This is a genomic window from Pseudomonas reidholzensis, assembly GCF_900536025.1.
Taxonomy (GTDB): domain Bacteria; phylum Pseudomonadota; class Gammaproteobacteria; order Pseudomonadales; family Pseudomonadaceae; genus Aquipseudomonas; species Aquipseudomonas reidholzensis.
The window spans coordinates 1-12,428 of record NZ_UNOZ01000004.1 but is presented as its reverse complement, the minus strand read 5'-3'; the positions used below and the strand labels follow the sequence as shown (position 1 = coordinate 12,428).

Below are 12,428 nucleotides of genomic sequence, written 5' to 3'. Positions count from 1 at the left end.
GGCTAGATCAGCGAACGCACGCGCAGCTCTTTGGGCATGGAGAAGGTGACGTTCTCCTCGCGCCCATCGAGCTCTTCGGCGCCCGTGGCGCCCCAGGCCTTGAGCTGGTCGATCACGCCACGCACCAGCACCTCGGGCGCCGAAGCCCCCGCGGTGATGCCGATCCGGCCGATGCCATCGAACCAGCTTTGCTGCAGGTCTTCGGCACCGTCGATCAGGTACGCCGGGGTGCCCATGCGCTCGGCCAGCTCGCGCAGGCGGTTGGAGTTGGAGCTGTTCGGGCTGCCCACTACCAACACCACGTCGCACTCGTCAGCCAGTTGCTTGACCGCGTCCTGGCGGTTCTGGGTGGCGTAGCAGATGTCGTCCTTGCGCGGCCCACCGATGTTCGGGAAGCGCGCACGCAGCGCATCGATGACCCGACTGGTGTCGTCCATCGACAGCGTGGTCTGGGTCACGAAGGCCAGGTGATCGGGGTCACGCACGACCATGTCGGCGACGTCTTGCTCGTCTTCGACCAGGTAGATCGCGCCGCCGTTGCTGGCGTCGTACTGGCCCATGGTGCCTTCGACTTCCGGGTGCCCGGCATGGCCGATGAGGATGCATTCACGGCCGTCGCGGCTGTACTTGGCCACTTCGATATGCACCTTGGTGACCAGTGGGCAGGTGGCGTCGAACACCTTCAGGCCGCGCCCGGCCGCTTCCTGGCGCACGGCCTGGGAAACGCCATGGGCGCTGAAGATGACGATGACGTCGTCCGGCACCTGGTCGAGCTCTTCGACGAAGATCGCCCCGCGGTTGCGCAGGTCTTCGACGACGAACTTGTTGTGCACCACTTCGTGACGCACGTAGATCGGCGGGCCGAAGACTTCCAGCGCACGGTTGACGATCTCGATCGCCCGGTCGACCCCCGCGCAGAAGCCGCGAGGGTTGGCGAGTTTGATTTGCATGCTCGGCTCCAGGCTTACAGGGCCTTCACCTCGAGGATCTCGACCTCGAAGCTGAGGGTCTTGCCCGCCAGTGGGTGGTTGAAGTCAATGGTCACCTGGTCGTCGTCGAAGGCCTTGACCACCCCCGGCAGCTCGGCGTTGGCGGCATCGTTGAAGATCACCAGCAGGCCCTCGGAGAGTTCCATGTCGGTGAACTGCGAACGCGGCATCACCTGCACGTTCTGCGGGTTGGGCTGGCCGAAGGCGTTTTCCGGGGCGACGCTGACGGTGCGCTTGTCACCGGCCTTGAAGCCGAACAACGCGGCCTCGAAGCCCGGCAGCAGGTTGCCGTCGCCGACCTTGAACACAGCCGGCGCCTTGTCGAACGTGCTGTCGACGGTATCGCCGTTTTCCAGGTGCAGCGCAAAATGCAGGGTGACTTCGCTGTTCTGGCCAATGCGGGTATCAGTCATGGACAGGCTCCTCGGACTTCTTGCTCTTGAACATATCCAGCGCCAGCATCACCGCACCCACGGTGATGGCGCTGTCGGCCACGTTGAAGGCCGGGAAATACCAACGGTTCTGCCAGTGCACCAGGATGAAGTCGACCACGTGCCCCAGCACGATACGGTCGTACAGGTTACCCAGTGCGCCGCCCAGCACCAAGGCCAGGGCGACGGCCAGCCAGGTCTCGTTGCGCCCCAGGCGCTTGAGCCAGACGACCAGCACCGCGCTGACCACCAGGGCGATCAGGGCGAACAGCCAGCGCTGCCAGCCGGAGCTGTCGGCGAGGAAGCTGAACGCCGCGCCGGTGTTGTAGGCCAGGGTCCAGCTGAAGTAGTCGGGGATGACCACGATCTGCTGGTACAGGCTCAGGGCGCCCTCGAAGTAGACCTTGGTGGCCTGGTCGACGACCAGCACCACCAGGCTCAGCCAGAGCCAGGCAAGGCGCCCGAAGCGCCCCGCAACAGGGTTAGGCATAGTGGCGCACCTCACCGGAGCCGCTCAGGTTGTCGACGCAGCGGGCGCAGATTTCCGGGTGCTCCGGGTTGCTGCCGACGTCGGCACGGAAGTGCCAGCAACGGCCGCACTTGGCGTGACCGGACTTGACCACCTTGAGCTTGAGGCCTTCGACTTCGGTGGCCACGGCATCGGCCGGGGCCTGCACGAACGGCACCACCTGGGTGGCGGAGGTGATCAGCACGAAGCGCAGTTCGTCGCCCAGCTTGGCCAGGTCGGCGCTCAGGCCGTCTTCGGCGAACAGCGTGACTTCGGCCTGCAGGTTGCCACCGATGGCCTTGGCCGTACGCTGGTTCTCCAGTTCCTTGTTGACGGCGACCTTGACCGCCATGACGCGGTCCCAGTAGGCGCGGTCCAGCTCGAAGCCTTCTGGCAGCTCGGTCAGGCCTTCGTACCAGGTGTTGAGCATCACCGACTCGTTACGCTCGCCCGGCAGGTACTGCCACAGCTCGTCGGCGGTGAACGCCAGGATCGGCGCGATCCAGCGCACCAGCGCTTCGCTGATGTGGTACAGCGCGGTCTGGCACGAACGGCGGGCGACACTGTTGGTGCCGGTGGTGTACTGGCGGTCCTTGATGATGTCGAGGTAGAAGCCACCCAGCTCCTGCACGCAGAAGTTGTGGATCTTCGAGTAGACGTTCCAGAAGCGGTATTCGCTGTAGTGCTCTTCCAGTTCACGCTGCAGCAGCAGGGCACGGTCGACGGCCCAGCGGTCCAGCGCGAGCATGTCTTCGGCCGGCAGCAGGTCACGTGCCGGGTCGAAGCCGGACAGGTTCGAGACCAGGAAGCGCGCGGTGTTGCGGATCCGCCGGTAGGCGTCGGCGCTGCGCTGGAGGATCTGGTCGGAAACGGCCATTTCGCCGGAGTAGTCAGTGGCCGAAACCCACAGGCGCATGATGTCGGCACCCAGGGTGTCGTTGACCTTCTGCGGCTCGATGGTGTTGCCCAGCGACTTGGACATCTTGCGGCCGTTCTCGTCCACGGTGAAGCCGTGGGTCAGCAGCTCGCGGTACGGCGCGTGGTTGTCGATCGCGCAGCCGGTCAGCAGCGACGAGTGGAACCAGCCACGGTGCTGGTCGGAGCCTTCCAGGTAGAGGTCGGCGCGCGGGCCGGTGGCATGGCCGATGTCGTGCGAGCCACGCAGGACGTGCCAGTGGGTAGTACCGGAGTCGAACCAGACGTCGAGGGTGTCGGTGATCTTGTCGTACTGGCCGGCTTCGTCACCGAGCAGTTCGGCGGCGTCCAGCTTGAACCACGCCTCGATACCTTCTTGCTCGACGCGCTTGGCGACTTCTTCCATCAGCTCGACGGTGCGCGGGTGCAGCTCGCCGCTCTGCTTGTCGAGGAAGAACGGGATCGGCACGCCCCAGTTACGCTGACGCGAGATGCACCAGTCCGGGCGGTTGGCGATCATCGAGTGCAGGCGCGCCTGGCCCCAGGCCGGCACGAACTTGGTTTCTTCGATGGCCTTGAGGGCACGCTCGCGCAGGGTGTCGCCGGTGTTCGGCTGACGGTCCATGCCGACGAACCATTGCGCGGTGGCGCGATAGATCAGCGGGCTCTTGTGGCGCCAGCAGTGCATGTAGCTGTGGCTGATGGTCTCGGTGTGCAGCAGCGCGCCGATTTCCTGCAGCTTGTCGACGATCGCCGGGTTGGCCTTCCAGATGAACTGGCCACCGAACAGCTCCAGCGACGGCACGTACACGCCGTTGCTCTGCACCGGGGTGAGGATGTCGTCGTTGACCATGCCATAGCGCTTGCAGGTGACGAAGTCGTCCTCGCCGTAGGCAGGCGCCGAGTGGACTACACCGGTACCGGCGCCGAGCTCGACGTATTCGGCGAGGTAGACCGGCGACAGGCGCTCGTAGAACGGGTGACGGAAGTTGATCAGTTCCAGCGCCGAACCTTGCGCGGTGGCCAGCACCGAGCCTTCCAGGTTCCAGCGCTTGAGGCAGGCCTCGACCAGCTCTTCGGCCAGCACCAGCAGGCGCTCGCCGGTATCGACCAGGGCGTAGGTGAAGTCCGGGTGGACGTTCAGCGCCTGGTTGGCCGGGATGGTCCACGGGGTGGTGGTCCAGATGACGATGGCGGCCGGCTTGGCCAGGCTGGCCAGGCCAAAGGCGGCGGCCAGCTTGTCGGCGTCGGCGATCGGGAAGGCGACGTCGATGGTCTGCGACTTCTTGTCGGCGTATTCGACTTCGGCTTCAGCCAAGGCCGAACCGCAGTCGAAGCACCAGTTCACTGGCTTGAGGCCCTTGAACACGAAGCCTTGCTTGACGATTTCAGCCAGCGCGCGGATCTCGCCCGCTTCGTTGGCGAAGTCCATGGTCTTGTACGGGTTGTCCCAGTCACCCAGCACGCCCAGGCGGATGAACTCGGACTTCTGCCCTTCGATCTGCTCGGCGGCGTAGGCGCGGCACAGCTCGCGGGTCTGGTCGGGGCTCAGGTGCTTGCCATGGGTGACCTCGACCTTGTGCTCGATCGGCAGGCCATGGCAGTCCCAACCCGGGACGTACGGTGCGTCGAAACCGGACAGGGTCTTGGAGCGGACAATCATGTCCTTGAGAATCTTGTTCAGAGCGTGACCGATGTGGATCTTGCCGTTGGCATAGGGCGGGCCGTCGTGCAGGACGAACTTCGGACGGTCCTTGCCAATCTCGCGTAGCTTGCGGTACAGGCCAATGCTGTCCCAGCGCTGCAGGATCTGCGGTTCGCGCTGGGGCAGGCCGGCCTTCATCGGGAAGGCGGTGTCCGGAAGGTTTAGCGTGGCTTTGTAGTCGGTCATTTCAGGCTCTTCGTTAGCGGTTGAGCGTGCCAGTGGGCACGTGCGGCGGCGATGTCCGCGTCGATCGCCGACTTCAGCGCCTCCAGGGAGGCGAATCGCTGCTCTTCGCGCAGCTTTTGGTGGAACTCCACCGTCAGACGCCGGCCATACAGGTCGCCGGCAAAATCAAGAAGATGAATCTCCAGGTGAGGACGTCCGTCACCGGCGACGGTGGGACGTACCCCGATATTGGCAACACCCGGCCAGACCTTGCCGTCGATCTCGGCGCTGGTCAGGTAGACCCCCGAGAGCGGTATGCGGCGGCGCTTGAGCTGGATGTTGGCGGTCGGTGTGCCGAGCTGGCGGGCCAGCTTCTGGCCATGCAGCACGCGACCGGTAATGGTGTAGGGGCGACCGAGCAAGTGCGCGGCGAGGGCGAAGTCGGCATTGGCCAGGGCCGTGCGGACCTTGGTGCTGCTCACCCGCAGGCCGTCCTGAACCACCGTGTTGGCGGCCTCGAGACTGAAGCCGTACTGCTTGCCGGCCTCGACCAGGAAGTCGAAGTCGCCCGCGCGGTCGCAACCGAAGCGGAAGTCGTCACCGACCTCCAGGTGGCGCACGCCCAGGCCGTCGACCAGGATCGCCTTGACGAAGGCGTCGGCGCTGAGCCGGCTCAGGCGTTGGTTGAACGCCAGGCACAGGACCTGGTCGATGCCTTCGGCGGCCAGCAACTCGACCTTGTCGCGCAGCCGCGCCAGGCGAGCCGGGGCAGTCTCCGGCGCGAAGTACTCGCGCGGCTGCGGCTCGAAGATCACCACGCAGGTCGGCAGGCCCAAGGCCTGGCCGCGCTCGCGCAGGCGCGCCAGGATTGCCTGGTGGCCGCGGTGAACCCCGTCGAAGTTGCCAATGGTGGCGACACAGCCCCGATGCTCGGGGCGCAGGTTGTGAAGACCTCGAACCAGCTGCATAACGCGCTTCTTGCTCATAAAGTGGTCGATTATAACCACACCCGGGCGCTGGTGACAGGCAGCAGCGCCATGGGGCGGCATGGAATGTGAAAAACCGACGCCTGGCCGGTCATCGCCTCAGTGCAGGGCGTTGCGGGCAAAGTGCCGAGGGCGGAAACCGCACAGGTACAGGCAACCGAAATAGGTCACCACACCGGCCACGATCAGCGCCCCCAGACGCAGGAAGCGCTCGAGCATGCCGCCCTGCTCCCAGGCGGGCATGTAGTGCATGCCGGCCAGCAGTACCGCCGACATCAGGCTCACCGCCAGCACCAGCTTGAGCAGGAACATCATCCAGCCCGGTTGGGGCTGGAACAGGTCGAGGCTGCGCAGGCGCCAGTACAGCAGGCCGGCATTCAGGCAGGCGCCGATACTGATCGCCAGGGCCAGGCCGGCGTGGGCCAGCGGGCCGACCAGGACCAGGTTGAGCAACTGGGTCGAAATCAGGGTGAAAATGGCGATTTTCACCGGCGTACGAATATTCTGCTGCGCATAGAAGCCGGGGGCCAGCACCTTGACCAGGATGATCGCCAGCAGGCCGACCGAATAGGCGATCAGCGCACGCTGGGTCATGGCGGCGTCGAACGCGGTGAACTTGCCGTACTGGAACAGCGCCACGGTCAGCGGCTCGGCAAGGATCGCCAGGGCCAGGGTGCAGGGCAGCACCAGCAGGAAGCACAGGCGCAGGCCCCAGTCGAGGATACGCGAATACTCGTGGCGGTCGCGGTTGGCGTAGGTCTTGGCCAGGGTCGGCAGCAAAATCGTGCCCAGGGCCACCCCGAGCACACCGGAAGGCAGCTCCATCAGGCGGTCGGCGTAGTACATCCACGACACCGAGCCGGCCACCAGAAACGAGGCGAAGATGGTGTTGATGATCAGCGAGATCTGGCTCACCGACACGCCGAGGATCGCCGGCAGCATCTGCTTGAGCACCCGCCACACGCCGGCATCGCGCAGGTTGAGGCGCGGCAGCACGAGCATGCCGATCTTCTTCAAGGCCGGCAGTTGGTACAGCAGCTGCGCCAGGCCACCGGCGAGCACACCCCAGGCCAGGGCCATGATAGGTGGGTCGAAGTACGGCGTCAGCAGCAGGGCGAAGATGATCATCGCCACGTTGAGCAGGGTCGGCGTGAACGCCGGCACCGAGAAGCGGTTCCAGGTATTGAGGATCGCCCCGGCCAAGGATGACAGCGAGATCAGCAATATATAGGGGAAGGTCACCCGCAGCAGGTCAGTGGTGAGGGCGTATTTTTCGGCGTTGTCGGCGAAACCCGGCGCCGTCACCCAGACCACCCAGGGCGCGGCCAGGATGCCGAGCGCGGTGACTAGCGCCAGGACCAGGGTCAGCAGGCCACTGACGTAGGCAATAAAGGTGCGGGTGGCTTCCTCGCCCTGCTGGGTCTTGTACTCGGCCAGGATCGGCACGAACGCCTGGGAGAACGCCCCTTCGGCAAAGATCCGGCGCAAAAGGTTTGGCAGCTTGAAGGCAATGAAGAAGGCGTCGGTGGCGACCCCCGCACCGAACACGCGCGCCAGGATGGTGTCGCGGATGAAGCCCAGCACCCGCGAAACCATGGTGATGGAGCTGACTGCAGCGAGGGATTTGAGCAGATTCATCGAAAAATTTTCACGCCGGAGACGGAGGACGCTACCAATAGCGTCCAGATGTGCGATACTCCCGCGCCTTCGCAGGGGAGCCAAAATTCCCGAGTTTACAGGTCGCGGCGCAGAAAGGAATATTTCCCTCTCGCGGACCACCACTCGGCGGAACCCTGCAGGTGGCCTTGACATCCGTCGTCTGCATCGGCATGATTCGCGGCCTATTTTGTTAGCTATTTTTCCTAAAGTCTTTCAAGGAGCTCGACGGTGGCCAACTCACCTTCCGCCAAGAAACGCGCAAAACAGGCTGAGAAGCGTCGCAGCCACAACGCCAGCCTGCGTTCCATGGTCCGTACCTACATCAAGAATGTAGTTAAAGCCATTGACGCAAAAGACGCCGAAAAAGCGCAAGCCGCCTACACCCTGGCTGTGCCTGTAATCGACCGTATGGCCGACAAAGGTATCATCCACAAGAACAAGGCTGCTCGCCACAAAGGCCGTCTGAATGGCCACATCAAGGCGTTGAAAGAAGCCGCTGCTGCCTAAGCGACGCGCTTGAATAAAAACCGACCCTAGGGTCGGTTTTTTATTGCCTGTGATTTGACCGTTACACCGTGTCGCCCTCTTCGCGGGTAAACCCGCTCCCACAGGGTCTCCACCGACCCTGTGGGAGCGGGTTTACCCGCGAAGAAGCCACCGCCGAGTTACTTACCTAGCGGAATCTTCGGCGCCCACTGCAGCCACAAGTCTTCAGGCTTGTCGAACAAGGCAAAGGTCTGCTGCGGCCGTGCCGGGTTACCCATCTGCTCACCGTCCGGTGTGGCAAAGGCAATACCGCCATCGATCAAGGTCTCCAGCGACTCGGTACGCACCGTGGCGCCCTTGAACAGCCCCCAGTCGAAGCCAAACCCGCTGCTGTTCCAGAACCGGCTGCCACCGCGCACCAGCCCTGCATAGCGCGGCTCGATAAGGATGTGGATCAGCACCCGGTCCGCGCTCTGCCCCAGCTCGAAGCCGGTCACCTTGCCCACCGCCACTTCACGGTAGGTCACCGGCACACCTGGCTTGATCGAACCACGCCGCGGCGCACTCAGCGTCAGCGGCAGGCCGATCTCCTGACCCACCACCTCCGGCGCGTCGGCCAGTGCAATGAAATCGCGCTGCGGCCCCTTGTTCTTCAAGGCGGGCTGCACTTCCAGGTACTGGCCACCGATCAGCGTGTCGAGGTTCTCGGTACGCACCAGGCCCAACGCCGGCTTGACCACCCAGAACTGCGTACCCACGCGGGTAATGCGCTCGGCGGCTTCGGTGATGCGCGCGCGCAGCAACACGGCCGACAGGTCATCGGTCAGGTCGGTGCTTTCGACGCTGCCCACATCCAGGCCGCGGAAACGAATCGGCGTGCCCGGCTTGAGGCCGTCGGCGCGGTCGACGCGGATGGTGATCAAGGTACCGGCGCGATTGACCGCCTCTTCACTCTCGTGCAGACGGAAGCGCGGAATATGCCGCTTGAGCGGCACGTCCGGCCGTGGCGTGTCGAAGGCGATACCGCCCGCCATCAGCGTCTGCAGCGACTCACTCTTGACCTTGATCCCCGACAGGCCACCGGTCAGGGTGATGCCGCTGGCATTCCAGAACCGCGTCGAGCCGTTGACCAGGTTGGCGTACTCCTTCTCGATGTGCACGCCGATCAGGATGCGCTTGCTGTTACGGGCAAACTGGTAGCTCTGTACGCTACCGACCTTGACCTGGCGATACATCACCGGGCTGCCGACCTCCAGCGAGCCTAGGGTGTCGGCGAACAGCACCATGTGCAGGCCCGGCGCCTTGAGGTCGAGCGGCGGCGCCTTGGCCCGCGCCTCGAACTCACGCTGGGGCCTGGCGCCCTTCTCGCCGGGGCGAATGGCAATGTAGTTACCCTTGACCAAGGCTTCCAGGCCGGTGATGCCCGCCAGCGAAATAGACGGTTTGACCACCCAGAACTGGGTGCCGTCGACCAGGTAGTCTTCAGCCAGCGGGTCGAGGGTGACTTCAGCCATGGCACTGGCCAGGTCGTCTTCGATCTTGAGTGCCTTGAGCGAGCCGATCTGGATGCCTTTATAGAGGACCGGGGTACGCCCCGCCTGGAGGCCCTCGAAGTCGCTCAGCTTGACCTTGATACGAATCCCCGCCTGGGCCGCATCGAAGTCCTCATAGAGACGGAACGGCAGGCTCGGGTCAGTCGGCGGGCTGTCCTTGCGGTGCTCGGGGGTCGCGAAGGCGATGCCGCCGGCGACGATGCTGCTCAGCGACTCGCTGCGCACCTTGACCCCGGACAGGTCGGCATCGATGCTGATGCCGCTGGCGTTCCAGAACCGCGTATGTTTGCGCACCAGGGTGGCGTAAGCGGGCTGGATGAAGATCTTCACCTCGACCGTGTCCTGGTCCTCGGAGAGCTTGTAGCTCTTCACCCGGCCGACCTGGATCTGCTTGTAGAACACCGGGCTGTCACGGTTGAGCGAGCCCAGACGGTCCGCCTTGAGGGTCAGGTGCAGGCCAGGCTCACTGTCGGACAACGGCGGCGCGGCCGCCAGGGCCTTGAAGCGCTTGCTCGGCTCGCCCTTGCCGGGGTCTACCGCGATGTAGTTACCCGACACCAGGGTCTCCAGCCCGGAGATCCCGGCGAGGGTCACGCTGGGCTTGACCAGCCAGAAGCGGGTGCCGGTAGTCAGGTGCGTGTCCGCCGCCTTGTTCATCTCGATCGTGGCGATGACACCGGTATTGCTGCCCTGGTCATCCAGCACCAGGCTGGTGACCTTGCCGACCGGCATGCCCTTGTAGATGACTTCGGTCTTGTTGGCGACAATCCCTTCGCCGGTCTTGAAACGAACCTGGATTTCCACCCCGGCATCCCGGTAGGCCTGCCACCCGAGCCAGCCACCGATGACCAGGGCGATCAGGGGCAGGATCCAGATGGCCGACCAATTGGAAGCTGGGCGGGTTTTTGCCGTAGGCACATCACTCATGGTCGTCGTCCGACTCCGTGTTATCCCAGATCAGTCGGGGATCAAAGGTTAAAGCAGCGAGCATCGTCAGGATCACCACGCAGGCGAAGGCGATGGCCCCCAGGTTGGCTTCGACACTGGCGATGCGGCCGAAATTCACCACCGCCACCAGGATGGCGATGACAAAGATGTCCAGCATCGACCAGCGGCCGATGAATTCGATGAAGCGGTACATCCAGATGCGCTGACGCGCCGACAGCGGCTGATGGCGCTGTACCGAGTACAGCAGCAGGCCGATGCCGACCAGCTTGAAGGTCGGCACCAGGATACTGGCAATGAACACCACCGCGGCGATGGGCAACATACCGTGCTGCATCAGGGTGATGACCCCGGACATGATCGTGTCGGGGCTACCCTGCCCTAGCGTGCTCACCGTCATGATCGGCAAGACGTTTGCCGGGATGTACAGGATCAGCGAGGTGATCAGCAGCGCCCAGGTGCGCGCAATGCTGTTGGGCCTGCGCCCATGCACGATCGCGCCACAGCGCGTGCAGGTCTGCGAGGTGGTCTCTGGCTCCTGGCGGTTGAGCTCGTGGCATTCATTGCACACCAGGATGCCGGCATCAATCGCCCGCATGCACATCCTCCCCCGACAACGCGACCCAGATCTGGTGGGGTGACATCACCACCTCCAGCCAGACCTGGACCAGCAGCAGGCTGATAAAGCAGAACAGGCCGAGGCCGACGGTCAATTGCGCGAGGTCGACCAGTTTGACGATGGCCACCAGCACGCCCATGAAATACACCTCGAGCATGCCCCATTCGCGCAAGTGGTGGTATATGCGGTAACAGAGCAGGCCGTAGCTGCGACCGATGTTCAGGCGAATGCTCAGCAACACCAGCAACTGGCACAGCAGCTTGAGCAGCGGGATGGCCATGCTGCACAGGAACACCACCACGGCGATCAGGTGCATCTGTGAGTTGTACAGGCCCAGCACGCCGCTCCAGACCGTGTCGTCAGAGGTCTGGCCGAGCAGGTGCAGCTGCATGATCGGCAGGAAGTTGGCCGGGATGTACAGCAGCAAGGCGGTCAGCACCAGTGCCAGGCTGCGGTTGACCACGTTGTGGCGGTGGGCGTACAGCTCGTAGCCACACCGTGGGCAGAGGGCCTTCTCATCGTGCTGAAGCGGCGGTTTGCGCAGCAGCAGGTCGCACTCGTGGCAGGCGACGAGTTCATCCAGGGGCAGTTGGGCCAGCACTTCAGGATCGACAGGGTTGGGCATAAGGGGATCTGAATGGAAGCGTGGGCTCTATTCTAGTGTTCTGGCTCGAATTGTGGGAGACGACATGCAGACCTGATGTGTGCCGTTGGCGCGCGCCCATTTCTCTAGGAGCCGTGCGGGGTCATGAAAGTGCCCAGCAGCCGGAACATTTCGAGCAGACAAAGACAAAACCCCTACCTGCTTGCGCAGATAGGGGTTTTGCGAAATGAATCTTGACGATGACCTACTCTCACATGGGGAGACCCCACACTACCATCGGCGATGCATCGTTTCACTACTGAGTTCGGGATGGGATCAGGTGGTTCCAATGCTCTATTGTCGTCAAGAAATTCTGTTACCAGAACGTCCTGTTGGACATTCCAGCGAATTCGGATATGCGATATTTGTGATGTTACGAACTTTCGGCTGCTTCGTCTTCACCACCACAATTTGGCACTGATGCTCAAATTGCTTGGGTGTTATATGGTCAAGCCTCACGGGCAATTAGTATTGGTTAGCTCAACGCCTCACAGCGCTTACACACCCAACCTATCAACGTCGTAGTCTTCGACGGCCCTTCAGGGGATTCTAGATCCCAGTGAGATCTCATCTTGAGGCAAGTTTCCCGCTTAGATGCTTTCAGCGGTTATCTCTTCCGAACATAGCTACCCGGCAATGCCACTGGCGTGACAACCGGAACACCAGAGGTTCGTCCACTCCGGTCCTCTCGTACTAGGAGCAGCCCCTCTCAAATCTCAAACGTCCACGGCAGATAGGGACCGAACTGTCTCACGACGTTCTAAACCCAGCTCGCGTACCACTTTAAATGGCGAACAGCCATACCCTTGGGACCGGCTTCAGCC

The 12,428-nt window shown here is 63.3% G+C and carries 10 protein-coding genes and 2 rRNA genes; 1 reads left to right on the top strand and 11 read right to left on the bottom strand.

Going from position 1 to position 12,428, the window contains the following annotated elements; translation table 11 throughout:
* Window positions 1–2: 2 nt before the first annotated feature.
* The 6 genes from ispH to murJ all read right to left on the bottom strand — a co-directional run bounded on the left by ispH (window position 3) and on the right by murJ (window position 7,337).
* On the bottom strand, window positions 3–950 hold the full coding sequence (ispH, locus tag CCOS865_RS04430; RefSeq protein ID WP_119138266.1) for a 4-hydroxy-3-methylbut-2-enyl diphosphate reductase: 948 nt from the start codon (window positions 948–950) through the stop codon (window positions 3–5).
* 14 nt (window positions 951–964) lie between these two features.
* The gene (gene fkpB, locus CCOS865_RS04425) at window positions 965–1,402 is read right to left on the bottom strand and encodes an FKBP-type peptidyl-prolyl cis-trans isomerase (protein ID WP_119138264.1); all 438 of its coding nucleotides are present in this window, start codon (window positions 1,400–1,402) and stop codon (window positions 965–967) included.
* Window positions 1,395–1,910: a signal peptidase II gene (gene lspA, locus CCOS865_RS04420; protein ID WP_119138262.1), complete on the bottom strand. Its 516-nt coding sequence runs from the start codon at window positions 1,908–1,910 to the stop codon at window positions 1,395–1,397. Before lspA ends, fkpB begins: the two co-directional genes overlap by 8 nt.
* Window positions 1,903–4,734: an isoleucine--tRNA ligase gene (ileS, locus tag CCOS865_RS04415; RefSeq protein ID WP_119138260.1), complete on the bottom strand. Its 2,832-nt coding sequence runs from the start codon at window positions 4,732–4,734 to the stop codon at window positions 1,903–1,905. Before ileS ends, lspA begins: the two co-directional genes overlap by 8 nt.
* Window positions 4,731–5,681, bottom strand: coding sequence for a bifunctional riboflavin kinase/FAD synthetase (gene ribF / locus CCOS865_RS04410; protein WP_119138258.1), 951 nt, complete (start codon window positions 5,679–5,681; stop codon window positions 4,731–4,733). Before ribF ends, ileS begins: the two co-directional genes overlap by 4 nt.
* Before the next feature lie 117 nt (window positions 5,682–5,798).
* Complete coding sequence (gene murJ / locus CCOS865_RS04405; protein ID WP_119138256.1) at window positions 5,799–7,337, bottom strand: murein biosynthesis integral membrane protein MurJ; 1,539 nt, start codon at window positions 7,335–7,337, stop codon at window positions 5,799–5,801.
* Between the two features lie 249 nt (window positions 7,338–7,586).
* Here murJ and rpsT point away from each other — a divergent pair, with 249 nt between their 5' ends.
* Entirely contained in the window at window positions 7,587–7,865 is a 279-nt protein-coding gene (gene rpsT, locus CCOS865_RS04400; RefSeq protein ID WP_010220592.1) for a 30S ribosomal protein S20, read from the top strand.
* 158 nt (window positions 7,866–8,023) lie between these two features.
* Here rpsT and CCOS865_RS04395 read toward each other — a convergent pair whose 3' ends face one another.
* The 5 genes from CCOS865_RS04395 to CCOS865_RS04375 all read right to left on the bottom strand — a co-directional run.
* A complete protein-coding gene (locus tag CCOS865_RS04395) occupies window positions 8,024–10,324 on the bottom strand; it encodes a PqiB family protein (RefSeq protein ID WP_119138254.1) in 2,301 nt (766 codons plus the stop codon).
* Window positions 10,317–10,940, bottom strand: coding sequence for a paraquat-inducible protein A (locus tag CCOS865_RS04390; protein ID WP_119138252.1), 624 nt, complete (start codon window positions 10,938–10,940; stop codon window positions 10,317–10,319). The genes CCOS865_RS04395 and CCOS865_RS04390 overlap by 8 nt, the downstream gene beginning before the upstream one ends.
* Complete coding sequence (locus tag CCOS865_RS04385; protein WP_119138250.1) at window positions 10,927–11,586, bottom strand: paraquat-inducible protein A; 660 nt, start codon at window positions 11,584–11,586, stop codon at window positions 10,927–10,929. The genes CCOS865_RS04390 and CCOS865_RS04385 overlap by 14 nt, the downstream gene beginning before the upstream one ends.
* Before the next feature lie 210 nt (window positions 11,587–11,796).
* Window positions 11,797–11,912: ribosomal RNA gene (gene rrf, locus CCOS865_RS04380) — 5S ribosomal RNA — on the bottom strand.
* A 136-nt stretch (window positions 11,913–12,048) separates the two neighbouring features.
* Window positions 12,049–12,428: ribosomal RNA gene (locus CCOS865_RS04375) — 23S ribosomal RNA — on the bottom strand; the annotation flags it as partial.